The organism is Pseudomonas hefeiensis (assembly GCF_030687835.1).
Classification (GTDB): domain Bacteria; phylum Pseudomonadota; class Gammaproteobacteria; order Pseudomonadales; family Pseudomonadaceae; genus Aquipseudomonas; species Aquipseudomonas hefeiensis.
On sequence record NZ_CP117449.1, the window covers coordinates 5,100,672 to 5,116,558 of the forward strand.

14 protein-coding genes and 1 pseudogene are annotated in these 15,887 nt (G+C 59.6%); 3 read left to right on the plus strand and 12 right to left on the minus strand.

Translation table 11 applies throughout. The annotated features are described in order from the left end of the window. Nucleotides 1-543: 543 nt before the first annotated feature. The gene (gene mutS / locus PSH57_RS22955) at nucleotides 544-3,111 is read left to right on the plus strand and encodes a DNA mismatch repair protein MutS (RefSeq protein WP_305385726.1); all 2,568 of its coding nucleotides are present in this window, start codon (nucleotides 544-546) and stop codon (nucleotides 3,109-3,111) included. A gap of 142 nt (nucleotides 3,112-3,253) precedes the next feature. Then, on the plus strand, nucleotides 3,254-3,577 hold the full coding sequence (fdxA, locus tag PSH57_RS22960; RefSeq protein WP_076386173.1) for a ferredoxin FdxA: 324 nt from the start codon (nucleotides 3,254-3,256) through the stop codon (nucleotides 3,575-3,577). Nucleotides 3,578-4,071: 494 nt separating this feature from the next. On the opposite strand, the gene rpoS is transcribed toward fdxA, so the two are convergent. The 8 genes and pseudogenes from rpoS to PSH57_RS23000 form a co-directional block, all read right to left on the minus strand. Further along, nucleotides 4,072-5,079: an RNA polymerase sigma factor RpoS gene (gene rpoS, locus PSH57_RS22965; RefSeq protein ID WP_003198289.1), complete on the minus strand. Its 1,008-nt coding sequence runs from the start codon at nucleotides 5,077-5,079 to the stop codon at nucleotides 4,072-4,074. Nucleotides 5,080-5,185: 106 nt separating this feature from the next. After that, complete coding sequence (locus PSH57_RS22970; protein ID WP_305385727.1) at nucleotides 5,186-6,031, minus strand: peptidoglycan DD-metalloendopeptidase family protein; 846 nt, start codon at nucleotides 6,029-6,031, stop codon at nucleotides 5,186-5,188. Nucleotides 6,032-6,257: 226 nt separating this feature from the next. After that, nucleotides 6,258-6,893 (minus strand): protein-L-isoaspartate(D-aspartate) O-methyltransferase, encoded by a 636-nt coding sequence (locus tag PSH57_RS22975; RefSeq protein WP_171061419.1) that lies wholly within the window; start codon nucleotides 6,891-6,893, stop codon nucleotides 6,258-6,260. A gap of 41 nt (nucleotides 6,894-6,934) precedes the next feature. Continuing rightward, the gene (surE, locus tag PSH57_RS22980) at nucleotides 6,935-7,684 is read right to left on the minus strand and encodes a 5'/3'-nucleotidase SurE (RefSeq protein ID WP_047227585.1); all 750 of its coding nucleotides are present in this window, start codon (nucleotides 7,682-7,684) and stop codon (nucleotides 6,935-6,937) included. After that, nucleotides 7,672-8,730 (minus strand): tRNA pseudouridine(13) synthase TruD, encoded by a 1,059-nt coding sequence (gene truD, locus PSH57_RS22985; protein ID WP_305385728.1) that lies wholly within the window; start codon nucleotides 8,728-8,730, stop codon nucleotides 7,672-7,674. Before truD ends, surE begins: the two co-directional genes overlap by 13 nt. Further along, entirely contained in the window at nucleotides 8,727-9,200 is a 474-nt protein-coding gene (gene ispF, locus PSH57_RS22990; RefSeq protein WP_305385729.1) for a 2-C-methyl-D-erythritol 2,4-cyclodiphosphate synthase, read from the minus strand. Before ispF ends, truD begins: the two co-directional genes overlap by 4 nt. A 93-nt stretch (nucleotides 9,201-9,293) precedes the next feature. Next, nucleotides 9,294-10,142, minus strand: a complete 849-nt coding sequence (gene fghA / locus PSH57_RS22995) for an S-formylglutathione hydrolase (RefSeq protein WP_305385730.1) — start codon at nucleotides 10,140-10,142, stop codon at nucleotides 9,294-9,296. 8 nt (nucleotides 10,143-10,150) lie between these two features. Then, nucleotides 10,151-11,264, minus strand: a pseudogene (locus PSH57_RS23000) (S-(hydroxymethyl)glutathione dehydrogenase/class III alcohol dehydrogenase). A 106-nt stretch (nucleotides 11,265-11,370) separates the two neighbouring features. On the opposite strand from PSH57_RS23000, the gene PSH57_RS23005 reads away from it, so the two are divergent. Then, entirely contained in the window at nucleotides 11,371-12,267 is an 897-nt protein-coding gene (locus PSH57_RS23005) for a LysR substrate-binding domain-containing protein (RefSeq protein WP_305385732.1), read from the plus strand. Nucleotides 12,268-12,439: 172 nt separating this feature from the next. On the opposite strand, the gene ispD is transcribed toward PSH57_RS23005, so the two are convergent. The 4 genes from ispD to kdsA form a co-directional block, all read right to left on the minus strand. Continuing rightward, complete coding sequence (gene ispD / locus PSH57_RS23010) at nucleotides 12,440-13,147, minus strand: 2-C-methyl-D-erythritol 4-phosphate cytidylyltransferase (RefSeq protein ID WP_305385733.1); 708 nt, start codon at nucleotides 13,145-13,147, stop codon at nucleotides 12,440-12,442. Next, the gene (gene ftsB, locus PSH57_RS23015) at nucleotides 13,144-13,422 is read right to left on the minus strand and encodes a cell division protein FtsB (protein WP_047227579.1); all 279 of its coding nucleotides are present in this window, start codon (nucleotides 13,420-13,422) and stop codon (nucleotides 13,144-13,146) included. The genes ispD and ftsB overlap by 4 nt, the downstream gene beginning before the upstream one ends. 170 nt (nucleotides 13,423-13,592) lie before the next feature. Then, nucleotides 13,593-14,882 carry a phosphopyruvate hydratase gene (gene eno / locus PSH57_RS23020; RefSeq protein ID WP_305385734.1) on the minus strand — a complete coding sequence of 430 codons (1,290 nt, stop codon included), beginning with the start codon at nucleotides 14,880-14,882 and terminating at the stop codon, nucleotides 13,593-13,595. 159 nt (nucleotides 14,883-15,041) lie between these two features. Continuing rightward, on the minus strand, nucleotides 15,042-15,887 hold the full coding sequence (gene kdsA, locus PSH57_RS23025) for a 3-deoxy-8-phosphooctulonate synthase (protein WP_256232251.1): 846 nt from the start codon (nucleotides 15,885-15,887) through the stop codon (nucleotides 15,042-15,044).

Below are 15,887 nucleotides of genomic sequence, written 5' to 3' on the forward strand. Positions count from 1 at the left end.
GACCGGGAGAGCCAGGTCGGCTATTAGGCCGCCTCGCGAGCAAGCTTTGCTCCCACATATCTGATGGGTGTACGACCGGGAGAGCCAGGTCGGCTATTAGGCCGCCTCGGTTCAGTTTTTGATCTGGGGCGCCCCGTTAACCACGCTGGCTGAACGAAGGTATTGCGCAGTGGGCAACCCGGCATGGATGCCGGGTTAGCCGCGCTGGGCCATGGATGGCCCTTCGCGGCGGCCCACGGAGCAATGCCTTCGTTCAGGCATGCCGAGCCTAGGCGAGGCACCGAGTGGTGAGGCAAAAGCGTTTTGCTTACTTTTGACTGGGCCGGCTTCCGGGCTGTTCAAAAGTGAGCCGCCGTCAGGGCGGAACCCTAAGCAGCCGTTACCGAAAAAACGGATAAGCACACAATCCCAAGAACCACTCACATATGGGTAGCACCAGACCGCCCATGTTAACCTTGCGCCCATCGCGGAAAAGCCGGGCCAATGCCCCTCCTTTTGCCCCACACCTTTCAACGAGTTTGCCTGACACCGATGAATACAGCCGTGAACGATCTGTCCTCCCACACGCCGATGATGCAGCAATACTGGCGCCTGAAGAATCAGCACCCCGATCAGTTGATGTTCTACCGCATGGGCGACTTCTACGAGATCTTCTATGAGGATGCGAAGAAGGCCGCCAAGTTGTTGGACATTACCCTGACGGCGCGTGGGCAATCGGCGGGCATGGCGATTCCGATGTGTGGGATTCCTTACCACGCGGCGGAAGGTTACCTGGCGAAACTGGTCAAGCTGGGCGAGTCGGTGGTGATCTGCGAGCAGGTCGGCGACCCGGCCACCAGTAAAGGGCCGGTGGAACGCCAAGTGGTGCGGATCATCACGCCGGGTACGGTCAGTGACGAAGCACTGCTGGATGAGCGACGGGACAACCTGATCGCCGCGGTCCTGGGGGATGAGCGCCTGTTTGGCCTGGCGGTGCTGGACATCACCAGCGGCAATTTCTCGGTGCTGGAGATCAAGGGCTGGGAAAACCTGTTGGCGGAGCTGGAACGGGTCAACCCGGTAGAGTTGCTGATCCCGGATGACTGGCCCAAAGACCTGCCGGCGGAAAAACGCCGTGGCGTGCGTCGTCGGGCGCCGTGGGATTTTGAGCGCGACTCGGCGCTGAAAAGTCTCTGCCAGCAGTTTTCCACTCAGGACCTCAAAGGTTTTGGGTGCGAAAACCTGACCCTGGCCATCGGCGCTGCCGGCTGCCTGCTGGCCTACGCCAAGGAAACCCAGCGCACCGCCCTGCCCCACTTGCGCAGCCTGCGTCATGAACGCCTGGATGACACCGTGGTGCTGGACGGCGCGAGCCGACGCAATCTGGAACTGGACACCAACCTGGCCGGCGGGCGCGACAACACCCTGCAATCGGTGGTCGATCGCTGCCAGACCGCTATGGGCAGCCGTCTGCTGACCCGTTGGCTGAACCGTCCGCTGCGGGATTTGCCGGTGCTGCTGGCGCGCCAGACTTCCATCACCTGCTTGCTGGACCGTTATCGCTTCGAGCAGTTGCAACCGCAGCTCAAGGAAATCGGTGACATCGAGCGGATCCTGGCGCGTATCGGCCTGCGCAACGCCCGTCCCCGAGACCTGGCGCGCCTGCGCGATGCCCTTGGCGCCCTGCCCGAGCTTCAGGTGGCGATGACCGACCTGGAAGCACCGCATCTGCAGCAACTGGCGCGCACCACCAGCACTTACCCGGAGCTGGCCGCGCTGCTGGAAAAAGCCATTATCGACAACCCGCCAGCGGTGATCCGGGACGGCGGCGTGCTGAAAACCGGCTACGACGCCGAACTCGACGAATTGCAATCGCTGAGCGAGAACGCCGGTCAGTTCCTGATCGACCTCGAATCCCGGGAAAAAGCCCGTACCGGCCTGGCCAATCTCAAGGTCGGCTACAACCGCATCCACGGTTACTTCATCGAATTGCCGAGCAAACAGGCCGAACAGGCGCCGGCTGATTACATTCGTCGCCAGACCCTCAAGGGCGCCGAGCGTTTCATCACCCCGGAACTCAAAGCGTTCGAAGACAAAGCGCTGTCGGCCAAGAGCCGCGCCCTGGCCCGGGAAAAGATGCTCTATGAAGCGCTGCTCGAAGATCTGATCAGCCAACTGCCGCCATTGCAGGACACCGCTGGCGCCCTGGCGGAACTGGACGTGCTGAGCAATCTGGCCGAACGCGCGCTGAACCTGGATCTCAACTGCCCGCGTTTTGTCAGCGAACCCTGCATGCGCATCGCCCAGGGTCGTCACCCGGTGGTCGAACAGGTATTGACCACGCCGTTCGTGGCCAACGACCTGAGCCTGGATGACAACACCCGCATGCTGGTGATCACCGGCCCGAACATGGGCGGTAAATCCACCTACATGCGCCAGACCGCATTGATCGTGCTACTGGCCCACATCGGCAGTTTCGTGCCGGCAGCCAGCTGCGAGCTGTCCCTGGTGGACCGGATCTTCACCCGGATCGGTTCCAGCGATGACCTGGCCGGCGGGCGTTCGACCTTCATGGTGGAAATGAGCGAAACCGCGAACATCCTGCACAACGCCACCGAACGCAGCCTGGTGCTGATGGACGAGGTCGGACGCGGCACCAGCACCTTCGACGGCCTGTCCCTGGCTTGGGCAGCGGCCGAACGGCTGGCGCACCTGCGGGCGTACACACTGTTCGCCACCCACTATTTCGAGCTCACTGTACTGCCGGAAAGCCAGCCACTGGTGGCGAACGTGCATCTCAATGCCACCGAGCACAACGAGCGCATCGTATTCCTGCACCATGTGCTGCCCGGCCCGGCCAGCCAGAGTTACGGCCTGGCAGTCGCGCAACTGGCCGGCGTCCCCAGCGAAGTGATCAGCCGTGCCCGCGAGCACCTGAGCCGCCTGGAAACCACTAGCCTGCCGCACGAAACACCGCGCCCGAGCAAAGGCAAACCGGCGGCTCCGCAGCAGAGCGACCTGTTCGCCAGCCTGCCGCATCCGGTGCTCGATGAACTGGCCAAAGTGGACCTGGACGACCTGTCCCCACGTCGGGCACTTGAATTGCTTTATACATTGAAGACACGGATCTAACGCACAGGCGTTCAAGCTGGTAGAATCTCGCGCGGTTTGGGATGCTGCGGGCTATTAGCCTGGTTCGCAGACTATCGCTCCCGAACCTGGCGAGCCCACCGTGAAGGGGTTCCGCTGCCGCCGCCTGAGGAGAGAATTAGAAATGACCTTCGTCGTCACCGACAACTGCATCAAGTGCAAGTACACCGACTGCGTAGAAGTCTGTCCGGTGGACTGCTTTTACGAAGGGCCGAACTTCCTGGTCATTCACCCGGACGAGTGCATCGACTGCGCCCTGTGTGAACCGGAATGCCCGGCGAATGCCATCTTCTCTGAAGACGAAGTGCCGGCCGGCATGGAGAACTTCATCGAGCTGAACGCTGAACTGGCGGACATCTGGCCAAACATCACCGAAAAGAAAGACGAGTTGCCAGACGCGAAAGAGTGGGATGGCAAACCAGACAAGCTCAAAGACCTCGAACGCTGATATCACCCTGCGCTCGTTGAAAAAGGCCCCTTGCGGGCCTTTTTGTTTTCTCGGATTCAATAAATCGCAGGCAAAAAAAGGGGCGGTTTGACCCGCCCACATTTTTTCCCTAATCCCTTTGATCCTTTTCATCATCCTGATGAATCGCATCCTGCGATGTCCTCCTTCCTTCCCCATCATCCGTGACAGGTGTGTCTGTCCGTCGACACAGGACTGATATTAGTATTTTCCCCAGCGTGTGCAATTGGCCCAACGCCGTCGCCCGGCCCTGTCACAGCATTGAAATACAACAAAATATGCTTATATATCAATACGATATGAAAAACACGACGATCTTTATAGGCGTCTATCCCTCCGACGGGAAACCAAACGCTTACGCAACACTAGGCAAAAGCTTACACGCCATGCCGACAAACAGCGTAAGCGCTGAGCCGCCGCAGAAACGAAAAAGCCCCGAAACAGTCGGGGCTTTTCCTGTTACGCGTGCGTTGCCGTTATTGGAACAACGACTCGCTCGACAGGCCGTTCTTCTCCAGGATCTCCCGAAGACGCTTGAGGCCTTCGACCTGAATCTGTCTGACCCGCTCACGGGTCAATCCAATCTCCAGGCCCACATCTTCAAGGGTGCTGCTTTCATGACCGCGCAAGCCGAAGCGGCGAATCACCACTTCCCGTTGCTTGTCCGTGAGCTCCGAGAGCCACTGGTCGATGCTCTGGGACAAGTCATCATCCTGGAGCAGCTCACACGGATCGGTAGGTCGGTCATCGGTGAGCGTGTCCAGCAGGGTTTTATCCGAGTCTGGTCCCAGTGAAACATCAACCGAGGAAACCCGCTCGTTGAGCCCAAGCATGCGCTTGACCTCACCCACCGGTTTTTCCAGCAGGTTGGCGATCTCTTCGGGTGAGGGTTCGTGGTCAAGCTTTTGGGTCAGTTCACGGGCGGCCCGCAGGTAGACGTTCAGTTCCTTGACCACATGGATCGGCAACCGGATGGTCCGGGTCTGATTCATGATCGCCCGCTCGATGGTCTGACGAATCCACCAGGTCGCGTAGGTCGAGAAACGGAAGCCTCGCTCGGGGTCGAATTTCTCGACAGCGCGAATCAGCCCCAGGTTACCCTCTTCGATCAGGTCCAGCAGCGATAGTCCACGATTGACGTAGCGTCGGGCGATTTTCACCACCAGGCGCAGGTTACTTTCAATCATGCGTTTTCGCCCGGCCGGGTCGCCACTTTGCGACAGGCGCGCAAAATGAACTTCTTCCTCGGGGGAGAGCAGCGGCGAGAAGCCGATTTCGTTGAGGTACAGTTGAGTGGCGTCCAGCGCCCGGGTGTAATCGATGTACTTATGTTGTTTAAGTGAAGCGGAGTGTTTGGATTTGGCGCGAACGGAAGGTGGAGTCGCCCCTTCATCATTCGACATCGAATCCATAGCGATGCCGGTCTCCATAAGGAGAACCTCATCGTCGATGTCAAACTCCGGCACTTCTTTACTGAGAGCCATTGTTATAGTCCTTTGGTGAGTTCGACCTCAAGCTCAAGCGACGCCTTTATCCTTGGCAACGCTGGAGCCTGTTCCCTCTACGTGACGGAACAGGCTGACAATCAAATCAACGACGTGGCAGGAATTGCAGCGGATCGACTGGCTTACCTTGTCGGCGAATCTCAAAATGCAGTTTCACCCGGTCCGTTCCCGTTGATCCCATTTCGGCAATTTTTTGCCCGACCTTGACCTGCTGCCCCTCCCGAACCAACAGCCTGCGGTTGTGACCGTAGGCACTGACGTAGGTATCGCTGTGTTTGATGATCACGAGTTCGCCGTAGCCCCTTAAACCACTCCCGGCGTACACAACCGTACCATCAGACGCGGCTAAAACAGGCTGTCCCAAATCCCCGGCGATATCAATTCCTTTATTCAAACTACCGTTTGAAGAGAATTTTCCAATGAGAACGCCATTAGAAGGCCACCCCCAGCCGCTCGGGCTGGGGCCTGCCGCAGGCTTCGGAGCAGGCGTCGGTTTGCTCGCGACGGACGGTACGGTTGCCGTTGCGGCACCGACCGGACGACGAATCACCGTTGTTTTACTCGACGACGAAGCCGTCGAACCTGACTGAGTGACCACCGCGGTAGGCGTTGAACCACTACGACCATCAAAGCGAATTCTCTGACCCGGATGAATCGTATAAGGCGCAGGAATGTTGTTTCGCGCCGCGAGGGCTCTGTAGTCCCAGCCATAGCGAAAAGCGATGGAAAACAGCGTATCGCCGCGACGGACTACATACTGACCGGTTGTTACTGTAGGACGTTGAGGTGTCGCGTGGGTGCGATCGACAACCCGGACGTTACCCGACGGGGTACTGGAGCAGCCGACCAGCACGGTGCTCAAGACAAGGCCAGTCACCAGGCGCTGAAAGCTCGTGATACCCATACGCTGCGCAATGACTGTGAGACTCACCCGCCGCTCCCTTTGTGGTGGTTGAAAAATTGGAAACTGCCTGTGCAGGCAACGGTATTACAAATATAGCTGGCCGCCACCCCACTTCTATTAATGAAGCGCGAGGCGCTGTCGCACACGTTTGCTCGACGCCGTTGCAATCCGTTTAACCAATCAACGGTTAACTGATCAGTGCCGGTGTATGACACAGCCCATGCCACAGAATTCAGCGTCTGTTTATAAATGCTCAGGCCAAGGGCCCGTTAAGCAACGGAACGAACCGCACCGCCCCCAGCACGTGGCGTGAAAAACCTTGTTCTTCGCGCACGATCAGCATCAACTGCTGAACTTCACCAGCCCCCACCGGAATCACCAACCGCCCACCGGGCGCGAGTTGATCCAGCAAGGCCTGGGGCACATCAGTGGCCACGGCGGTGACGATGATGCCGTTATAAGGTGCCAGGGCCGGCCAGCCTTCCCAGCCATCGCCCCAACGAAACACCACATTGCGCAGGTTCAGTTCCACCAGGCGCTCCTTGGCGCGATCCTGCAGCACCTTGATCCGCTCCACGGAAAATACCCGCTCCACCAGCTGCGACAACACCGCCGTCTGGTACCCCGAACCAGTGCCGATCTCCAACACCTTGTCCAGCGGCCCCGCCTCCAGCAGCAACTCGCTCATGCGGGCCACCATATAAGGCTGGGAAATGGTCTGGTTGTGGCCGATCGGCAATGCGGTGTCTTCGTAGGCGCGATGGGCCAAGGCTTCATCGACGAACAAATGCCGTGGGGTGCGGCGAATCACTTCCAGCACCTGGGCGTTGGAAAGACCTTCTTCGTATAGCCGTTGAATCAGCCGCTCCCGGGTACGCTGGGAGGTCATGCCGATTCCGCGGCGCAGTATATCGTCTTGCTCACGAGCCATCAGCGCAGCCCCTCCAGCCAGCCATCGAGCGTTCGAAAAGCATCGTTGAAGGTGCGATCCAGCTGCAACGGCGTTATCGAGACATAGCCTTGCATCACTGCATGAAAATCGGTGCCTGGCCCGCCATCCTCGGCATCACCGGCGGCGGCAATCCAGTAGCCGGCCTTGCCCCGGGGATCGACCACCTGCATGGGCTTCGCCGCGCGGGCACGGTGACCCAGGCGAGTGAGCTGGATGCCCCGGATGTGATCCAGTGGCAAGTTCGGAATGTTCACGTTCAGCACCGTACGCGGTGGCAGGTCCAGCTCGCCATGGGCCTCGACCAATTTGCGGGCGAAGTAAGCGGCCGTAGGCAAATTATCGACTTGGCGCGAAACAAACGAAAAGGCAAACGACGGATGCCCGAGGAAACGGCCTTCAAGGGCGGCGGCCACGGTGCCGGAATAAAGCACGTCATCCCCCAGGTTGGCCCCCAGGTTGATGCCCGAAACCACCATGTCCGGCTCGCGCTCCAGCAAGCCATTGAGGCCCAGGTGCACACAGTCGGTCGGGGTGCCGTTGAGGCTGATGAAACCATTATCCAGATAGCACGGGTGTAATGGCCGGTCGAGCGTCAGCGAACTGCTGGCGCCGCTTTTGTCCTGGTCCGGGGCGATGACCACGCATTCGGCAAAATCCGCCAGCGCAGCATAAAGCGCGGCAAGGCCGGGTGCTGTCACCCCGTCGTCGTTAGAAATCAGAATACGCATGGGCTGTCCGTCTGCCCCACCGGCACCAGATCGACGAGTTCGCGCACCAAGACAGTGGCGAAACATCCGGCCGGCAGGACGAATTCCAGTTGCAGAATGTCAGGCGAGGGATAATGCCACGACAGGCCGCCAATGGGCAGTCGCAGGATGCGACGTTCGTGACTCATTCGCGCGTTTATCAACCAGTCGCGCAAATCGGCCTCGGCCTCGGCGATGGCCTGCTCCAGATCATGGACCGCGCCGGCGGCAGGCGAAGGTCCCTCGCCCCACTGCGGCCCGGTGGGGTGCAAATCGAGAATCGCCAAGCGCGGATCACTGCACTCGGCCTCGCCGGCGGGGAAAAAACTGCGGCTGTCGGTGAAGGCCAGCAGGTCGCCCACCTGCGCTTGCTGCCAGGTGCCATCGGCCACCCGAGCCGCCAACACCCGGTTGAACAGAAAACTGCGGGCGGTGGACAACAGTCGCGAACGTACATTGCGCTGTTCCGGCAAAGCCTTGCGCGCCGCCCAGGCGCGGGCATCGACGAGGTTACCGCCGTCATGCCCGAAGCGCTGGGCGCCGAAATAATTGGGAATGCCCAGGCGGGCGATCTGCTGCAGACGCGCATCGATAGCCGCTGGATCGCCCTTGAACTGGGTCAGGCGCAAAGTAAAGCCATTGGCCGAGTGCGCGCCGCGTTGCAGCTTGCGTTTATGGCGACCGGTCTTGAGGATCTTCAGCGTTTCGTTTTCTGCCGCCGACAGGTCCGGGTCGGCCTTGCCCGGCAACTGGACACTGAACCACTGGCGAGTCAACGCCTGGCGGTCCTTGAGACCGGCATAACTGACGGTGCGTAACGATACGCCGGCGGCCTTGGCAATTCGCCGGGCAGCCTCTTCAGTGTTCAAACCGCGTTTTTCAACCCAGATCCATAAGTGCTCGCCTTCGCCCGTCAGCGGGATGTCGAGCACTTCGTCGACCTGGAAATCTTCAGCAGTGGCCTTGAGCACTGCGCTGCCCAACGACTCGCCGTAGGCACGGGGGCCCAATAGTTCCAGTTCGGTCATGGGCGCAGCAACAAGGCAACGCTATGAACGGCAATGCCTTCTTCGCGACCAACGAAACCAAGTTTCTCGGTGGTGGTGGCTTTCACGTTGACCTGGTCCAGCTCAACTTGCAGGTCCTCGGCAATCAACCGACGCATCGCTTCGATGTGCGATGCCATTTTCGGTGTCTGGGCGACGATGGTGTTATCGACATTGCCGACTTTCCAGCCCTTGGCGTGGATCAGCGAGACCACATGGCGCAGCAGCACCCGGCTGTCGGCACCCTTGAATTGCGGGTCGGTGTCGGGGAAATGTTTGCCAATATCACCCAGCGCGGCCGCGCCAAGCAAGGCGTCGCTCAAGGCGTGCAGCAGGACGTCACCGTCAGAATGCGCGAGTAGCCCGAAGCTGTGTGCAATACGCACGCCGCCCAGAGTAATGAAGTCGCCTTCAGCGAAACGGTGAACATCGTAGCCGTGGCCAATACGCATAAAAAAACGCCCCGATTTTTGTCAGGGCGTGATTCTACCTGCATTCAGCGTGGGGAGCGCCCTCAATTAGCTCCCCCGCCAAGGGGAAACAGACTAAGAGCCCCCTAAAGCGTGGGCATGATGTTGCAAGTGATCCTCAATGAAGCTGGCGATGAAGAAGTAGCTGTGGTCATAGCCCGGTTGCAGGCGCAACTCCAACGGATGACCGGCAGCCTTGGCCGCTTGCTGCAGGGCTTCGGGCTTGAGCTGGTTGGTCAGGAAATCATCGCGATCGCCCTGATCCACCAGCAGCAGCAGCTTTTCGTCAGCTTCGGCGATCAATGCACAGGCATCCCACTCACGCCACTTCGAGCGGTCTTCCCCCAGGTAACGAGAGAACGCCTTCTGTCCCCACGGGCAATCCATCGGATTGTTGATCGGCGAAAATGCCGACACCGAACGGTAACGCCCTGGATTACGCAAGGCGCAGACCAGCGCCCCGTGGCCACCCATGGAGTGACCACTGATGCCGCGTTTATCCGAGGCCGGGAAATGCGCTTCGACCAAGGCCGGCAATTCCTGCACCACGTAGTCATGCATCCGATAGTGCCGCGCCCACGGATCCTGCGTGGCGTTCAGATAGAACCCCGCCCCCTGGCCGAAGTCCCAGGCCCCGTCCGGATCGCCCGGCACGTCGGCGCCGCGCGGACTGGTGTCCGGCGCGACAATAATCAGACCCAATTCGGCGGCCATGCGCTGGGCACCGGCCTTTTGCATGAAGTTCTCGTCGGTGCAGGTCAATCCAGACAACCAATACACCACAGGCAACTTGCCACCTTGCTCGGCTTGGGGCGGCAGGTACACGGCAAACACCATGTCACAACCGAGCACTTCGGAACGATGCCGGTAGCGCTTGTGCCAGCCGCCAAAGCTTTTCTGGCAGGAAATGTTTTCAAGGCTCATGACCGACCTCAGAAATGAATAACGGTGCGGATGCTCTTGCCTTCATGCATCAGGTCGAACGCCTTGTTGATATCTTCCAGGCCCATGGTGTGGGTGATGAAGGTATCCAGCGGAATCTCGCCCTTCGCGGCCATTTCCACATAGCTTGGCAACTCGCTGCGACCGCGCACGCCGCCAAACGCCGAACCGCGCCAGACACGCCCTGTCACCAACTGGAACGGACGGGTGGCGATTTCCTGGCCGGCCCCGGCCACGCCGATGATCACCGACTCGCCCCAACCCTTGTGGCAGCACTCCAGCGCGGCGCGCATCAACTGGACATTGCCGATGCACTCGAAGGAAAAGTCCACGCCGCCGTCAGTCATGTCGACAATGACTTCCTGGATCGGACGGTCGAAATCTTTCGGATTGACGCAATCAGTGGCGCCCAGTTGCTTCGCGATTTCGAACTTGGCCGGGTTGATGTCGATGGCAATGATGCGCGATGCCTTGGCTTTCACCGCACCAATCACCGCCGACAGGCCGATGCCGCCCAGGCCGAAGATCGCCACGGTGTCACCTGGCTTGACCTTGGCGGTGTTGAGGACCGCGCCGATACCGGTGGTGACGCCGCAACCCAGCAGGCAGACTTTTTTCCAACGGGGCTTCTTTGGGGATTTTCGCCACGGAAATTTCTGGCAATACGGTGTATTCGGAGAACGTCGAGGTCCCCATGTAGTGGAAAATCGTCTCACCCTTGTAGGAAAAGCGCGAGGTGCCATCCGGCATCAGGCCTTTGCCTTGGGTGGCACGAATCGCCTGACACAGGTTGGTCTTGCCCGACTTACAGAACTTGCACTGCCCGCACTCCGGGGTGTACAGCGGAATGACGTGATCGCCCACCGCAACCGACGTCACACCTTCGCCAATGGCTTCGACAATGGCGCCGCCTTCATGGCCAAGGATCGAGGGGAAGATCCCTTCCGGATCGGCGCCCGACAAAGTGTAGGCATCAGTGTGGCAGACACCCGAGGCCACCACGCGCAGCAACACTTCTCCCGCCTTGGGCATGGCGACGTCGACTTCAACGATTTCCAGGGGTTTCTTGGCCTCGAAGGCAACGGCCGCGCGTGACTTGATCATGGGAGTCTCCAGCAAATAAAAACAAGACAAGGAGTGTAATCCCTCACCGGAGGATGAATAATCCAACAAAAAGCAAAACATTATTGCTCCACAGGGATAATCGTTCATGTCCGAGAACCGCTGGGAAGGGATCGACGAATTCGTCGCCGTGGCCGAATGCAGTCAGTTCACCGCTGCTGCCGAACGTCTCGGGGTTTCGTCTTCCCATATCAGTCGACAAATCGTACGACTTGAAGAACGTCTCCAGACACGGCTGCTGTATCGCAGTACCCGCCGAGTCACCTTGACCGAGGCCGGCCAAACCTTCTTCCAGCATTGCCAGCGTCTGCAGGACGGACGCGAAGAAGCACTACGGGCGGTGGGCGACCTCACCAGCGAACCCAAGGGCATGCTGCGCATGACCTGCGCCGTGGCCTACGGCGAGCGGTTCATTGTGCCGCTGGTGACACGGTTCATGACGCTTTATCCGCAATTGCGGGTGGACATCGAACTGAGCAACCGCCCCCTCGATCTGGTTCACGAAGGACTGGACCTGGCGATTCGCCTGGGTCGCTTGCAAGACTCACGTCTGGTTGCCACGCGTCTGGCTCCACGTCGCATGTATCTGTGCGCATCGGCGTCCTATCTGGAGCGCTACGGTCGGCCCCATAGCTTGTCGGAATTGAGCCGCCACAATTGCCTGATCGGCAGCTCCGACCTCTGGCAACTGGAGCAGAACGGCCGGGAATTTTCCCAACGAGTGCAGGGAAACTGGCGTTGTAACAGTGGGCAAGCGGTGCTGGATGCAGCCTTGCAAGGGGTGGGGTTATGTCAGTTGCCGGATTACTACGTGCTGGAGCATTTACACAGCGGGGCGTTGATATCGCTACTGGAGAACCATCAGCCACCCAATACCGCGGTGTGGGCGCTGTATCCGCAGCAGCGGCATTTGTCGCCGAAGGTGCGCAAGCTGGTGGATTATTTGAAGGAAGGGTTGGCGCAGCGGCCGGAGTATCGGGGTTAGGCTAGTTTCTGTCCGGAGCTTATTCGGTGCCTGAATAATCGCCTTCGCGAGCAAGCCCGCTCCCACAATAGATCTATGTTGATCACAAATGTGTGGCCAGATACAGGACCAGTGTGGGAGCGGGCTTGCTCGCGAAAGGCGCGACGCGGTATTCGCACAGATACTCAATTAATTAGCGGCGATTCGCCCAACGCTGGCGCAACCACTCCAGGTCTTCAGGGCGTGTGACCTTGATGTTGTCGGCCCGCCCTTCAATCAGCCGTGGTGCTTGCCCCGCCCACTCCATGGCGGACGCCTCATCGGTAATCAGCGCATCCGCCACCACGCTGTCAGCCAGAGCACGATGCAAGGCACCGAGACGAAACATCTGCGGTGTGTAGGCTTGCCAGATGACGCTGCGGTCAACGGTTTCCACTACCCGGCCGTGTTTGTCGACTCGCTTGAGGGTGTCGCGCGCCGGGACAGCCAAAAGGCCGCCGACCGGGTCGTTCGCCAGTTCGCGGAGCAATGTGTCCAGATCATCGCGGGCCAGGTTGGGCCGGGCGGCGTCATGCACCAGCACCCAATCGTAATCGTCGGCGCCCTGCTCGTGAAGATGCAGCAAGGCATTGAGCACCGAATCCGAACGCTGTTCACCGCCGTCCACGCGCTGGATGCGTGTATCGCTGGCACAGGCCAGGGTCGGCCAATAAGGGTCATCGTGTGCAACACTGACCACCACGCCTTTTACGGTCGGATGATCGAGGAAACAGCCCAGGCTGTGTTCGAGAATTGTGCGCCCGCCCAGTTGCAGGTATTGCTTGGGACGGTCCGCGGCCATACGGGCTCCAACGCCCGCGGCAGGAATCACGGCCCAGAAGGCCGGCAAGCGGATACTCATTGGGCCAACTGATAGAGGGTTTCGCCCTCTTTTACCATGCCCAGTTCATGGCGAGCCCGCTCTTCAACGGTCTCCATGCCTTTTTTCAACTCACTGACTTCGGCGTCCATCACCCGGTTACGCTCCAGCAACGCCTCGTTTTCGGCATGCTGTTCGGCAATCTGCTGAGTCAGGTCCGCCACTTGCGCCAGGCTGCCATTACCCACCCAAAGGCGGTACTGCAGGCCAGCCAGCAACAGGAGCAAGACAAGAAACAACCAATTGGGACTGCGCATCGAATCTCAGGTATCCAGTGAAAAAGACAGCCATGCCACACTTTGAAGCGTCTGATAGCACGAAGCCTGGAAAAACCAGGCTTGTGCTTGATAAGGCATCAGATTAGAGGCAAAACCGCCGCTATTGCGACTTTTTCAACACTATCCGGTGTCTTTTTACCATCTACCGCTTAACCGCGAAACTCGGCACGACCGTTGTACTTGGCCTTGCCGTTCAACTGCTCCTCGATACGCAGCAGTTGGTTGTACTTGGAAACGCGGTCGGAACGGCACAGCGAACCGGTTTTGATCTGGCCTGCCGCAGTGCCCACGGCCAGGTCGGCAATGGTCGAATCTTCGGTCTCGCCGGAACGGTGGGAGATCACGGCGGTGTAGCCAGCGGCCTTGGCCATCTGGATGGCTTCCAGGGTTTCGGTCAGGGTGCCGATCTGGTTGAACTTGATCAGGATCGAGTTGGCGATCTTCTTGTCGATGCCTTCTTTCAGGATCTTGGTGTTGGTCACGAACAGGTCGTCGCCCACCAGCTGGGTTTTTTCGCCGATCTTGTCGGTGAGGATTTTCCAGCCGGCCCAATCGGACTCGTCCAGGCCATCTTCGATGGAGATGATCGGGTAGCGCTCGGTCAGGCCCTTGAGGTAGTCGGCAAAACCTTCGGCGGTGAACACCTGGCCTTCGCCGGACAGGTTGTACTTGCCGTCTTCGTAGAATTCACTGGCGGCGCAGTCCAGGGCCAGGGTCACGTCGGTGCCCAGCTTGTAACCGGCGTTGGCCACCGCTTCGGAGATCACTTTCAGCGCGTCTTCGTTGGACGCCAGATTCGGTGCAAAACCGCCTTCGTCGCCAACGGCAGTGCTCAGGCCACGGGCCTTCAGCACAGCCTTGAGGTGATGGAAAATCTCGGTGCCCATGCGCAGGCCTTCGGAGAAGGACTTGGCGCCCACCGGCTGGACCATGAATTCCTGGATGTCGACGTTGTTGTCGGCGTGCTCGCCACCGTTGATGATGTTCATCATTGGCACCGGCATCGAGTAGACGCCCGGGGTACCGTTGAGGTTGGCGATGTGTGCGTACAGCGGCAGGTCCTGGTCCTGGGCAGCGGCCTTGGCAGCAGCCAGGGACACGGCCAGGATTGCGTTGGCACCCAGGCTGGCTTTGTTTTCGGTAGCGTCGAGCTTGATCATCGCGTGATCGAGGGCTTTCTGGTCGGCAGGATCCTGGCCCAGCAACAGGTCACGGATCGGACCGTTGATGTTGGCGACGGCTTTGAGCACGCCCTTGCCCAGATAACGGCTCTTGTCGCCATCACGCAGCTCAAGCGCTTCGCGCGAGCCAGTGGATGCACCGGACGGCGCGCAGGCGCTGCCGATGATACCGTTGTCGAGAAGCACGTCCGCTTCAACAGTGGGGTTGCCACGGGAGTCGAGAACTTCACGACCTTTGATGTCGACGATTTTTGCCATTGTTGTAAACACTCCAAAGTTGACGAAACGCTGTAACAGTAAGGCTTGCCGACGACGGGCCCGAAGGACGTCATCGCTGGCATGCCATGCTCCCACAAAAGCAGTGCGGCCAGCGGGCCAGAGCGATAATCGAGCGGTACTTTACCGGAGAAAACCGCGTTACGCGGTTTCTATCGTCGGAAAACTCTTGACCAGTTCGTCCAACGCCTTGAGCTGAGACAGGAACGGTTCCAGCTTGTTCAAACGCAAGGCGCAAGGGCCGTCACACTTGGCGTTGTCCGGGTCCGGGTGGGCCTCAAGGAACAGCCCCGCCAGGGACTGGCTCATGCCGGCCTTGGCCAGGTCGGTGACCTGGGCGCGACGTCCGCCGGCGGAATCGGAACGACCGCCCGGCATTTGCAGCGCGTGGGTCACGTCGAAGAACACCGGGTACTCGAACTGTTTCATGATGCCGAAGCCGAGCATGTCCACCACCAGGTTGTTGTAGCCGAAGCTCGAACCACGCTCGCAGAGGATCAACTGGTCATTGCCGGCCTCTTCGCATTTGCTCAGGATGTGCTTCATTTCCTGGGGCGCGAGGAACTGGGCTTTCTTGATGTTGATCACCGCGCCGGTCTTGGCCATCGCGACCACCAGGTCGGTCTGGCGCGACAGGAAGGCCGGCAGCTGGATGATGTCGCAGACCTCGGCGACGGCCGCGGCCTGCTCAGGCTCGTGGACGTCAGTGATGATCGGCACGCCGAAGGCTTGCTTGATGTCCTGGAAGATGCGCATGCCCTCTTCCAGGCCTGGGCCACGATAAGAGGTCACGGATGAGCGATTGGCCTTGTCGAAGCTGGCCTTGAAGACGTAAGGGATGCCCAGTTTCTGGGTGACCTTCACGTACTCCTCGCAGACCTGCATCGCCATGTCGCGGCTTTCCAGCACATTCATGCCGCCAAACAGCACCATGGGCTTATCGTTGGCAATCTCGATGTCGCCGACGCGAATGATCTTCTGGGCCAT

Excerpts from the sequence above, each read along its gene's own strand:
- eno (WP_305385734.1), bottom strand. The coding sequence starts at position 14,882 with ATGGCAAAAATCGTCGACATCAAAGGTCGTGAAGTTCTCGACTCCCGT.
- ispD (WP_305385733.1), bottom strand. The coding sequence starts at position 13,147 with ATGAGTATCCGCTTGCCGGCCTTCTGGGCCGTGATTCCTGCCGCGGGC.
- truD (WP_305385728.1), bottom strand. The coding sequence starts at position 8,730 with ATGACCGAACTGGAACTATTGGGCCCCCGTGCCTACGGCGAGTCGTTG.
- fdxA (WP_076386173.1), top strand. The coding sequence starts at position 3,254 with ATGACCTTCGTCGTCACCGACAACTGCATCAAGTGCAAGTACACCGAC.
- surE (WP_047227585.1), bottom strand. The coding sequence starts at position 7,684 with ATGCGTATTCTGATTTCTAACGACGACGGGGTGACAGCACCCGGCCTT.
- kdsA (WP_256232251.1), bottom strand. The coding sequence starts at position 15,887 with ATGGCCCAGAAGATCATTCGCGTCGGCGACATCGAGATTGCCAACGAT.
- PSH57_RS22975 (WP_171061419.1), bottom strand. The coding sequence starts at position 6,893 with ATGACCTCCCAGCGTACCCGGGAGCGGCTGATTCAACGGCTATACGAA.
- rpoS (WP_003198289.1), bottom strand. The coding sequence starts at position 5,079 with ATGGCTCTCAGTAAAGAAGTGCCGGAGTTTGACATCGACGATGAGGTT.
- ispF (WP_305385729.1), bottom strand. The coding sequence starts at position 9,200 with ATGCGTATTGGCCACGGCTACGATGTTCACCGTTTCGCTGAAGGCGAC.
- PSH57_RS23005 (WP_305385732.1), top strand. The coding sequence starts at position 11,371 with ATGTCCGAGAACCGCTGGGAAGGGATCGACGAATTCGTCGCCGTGGCC.
- ftsB (WP_047227579.1), bottom strand. The coding sequence starts at position 13,422 with ATGCGCAGTCCCAATTGGTTGTTTCTTGTCTTGCTCCTGTTGCTGGCT.
- fghA (WP_305385730.1), bottom strand. The coding sequence starts at position 10,142 with ATGAGCCTTGAAAACATTTCCTGCCAGAAAAGCTTTGGCGGCTGGCAC.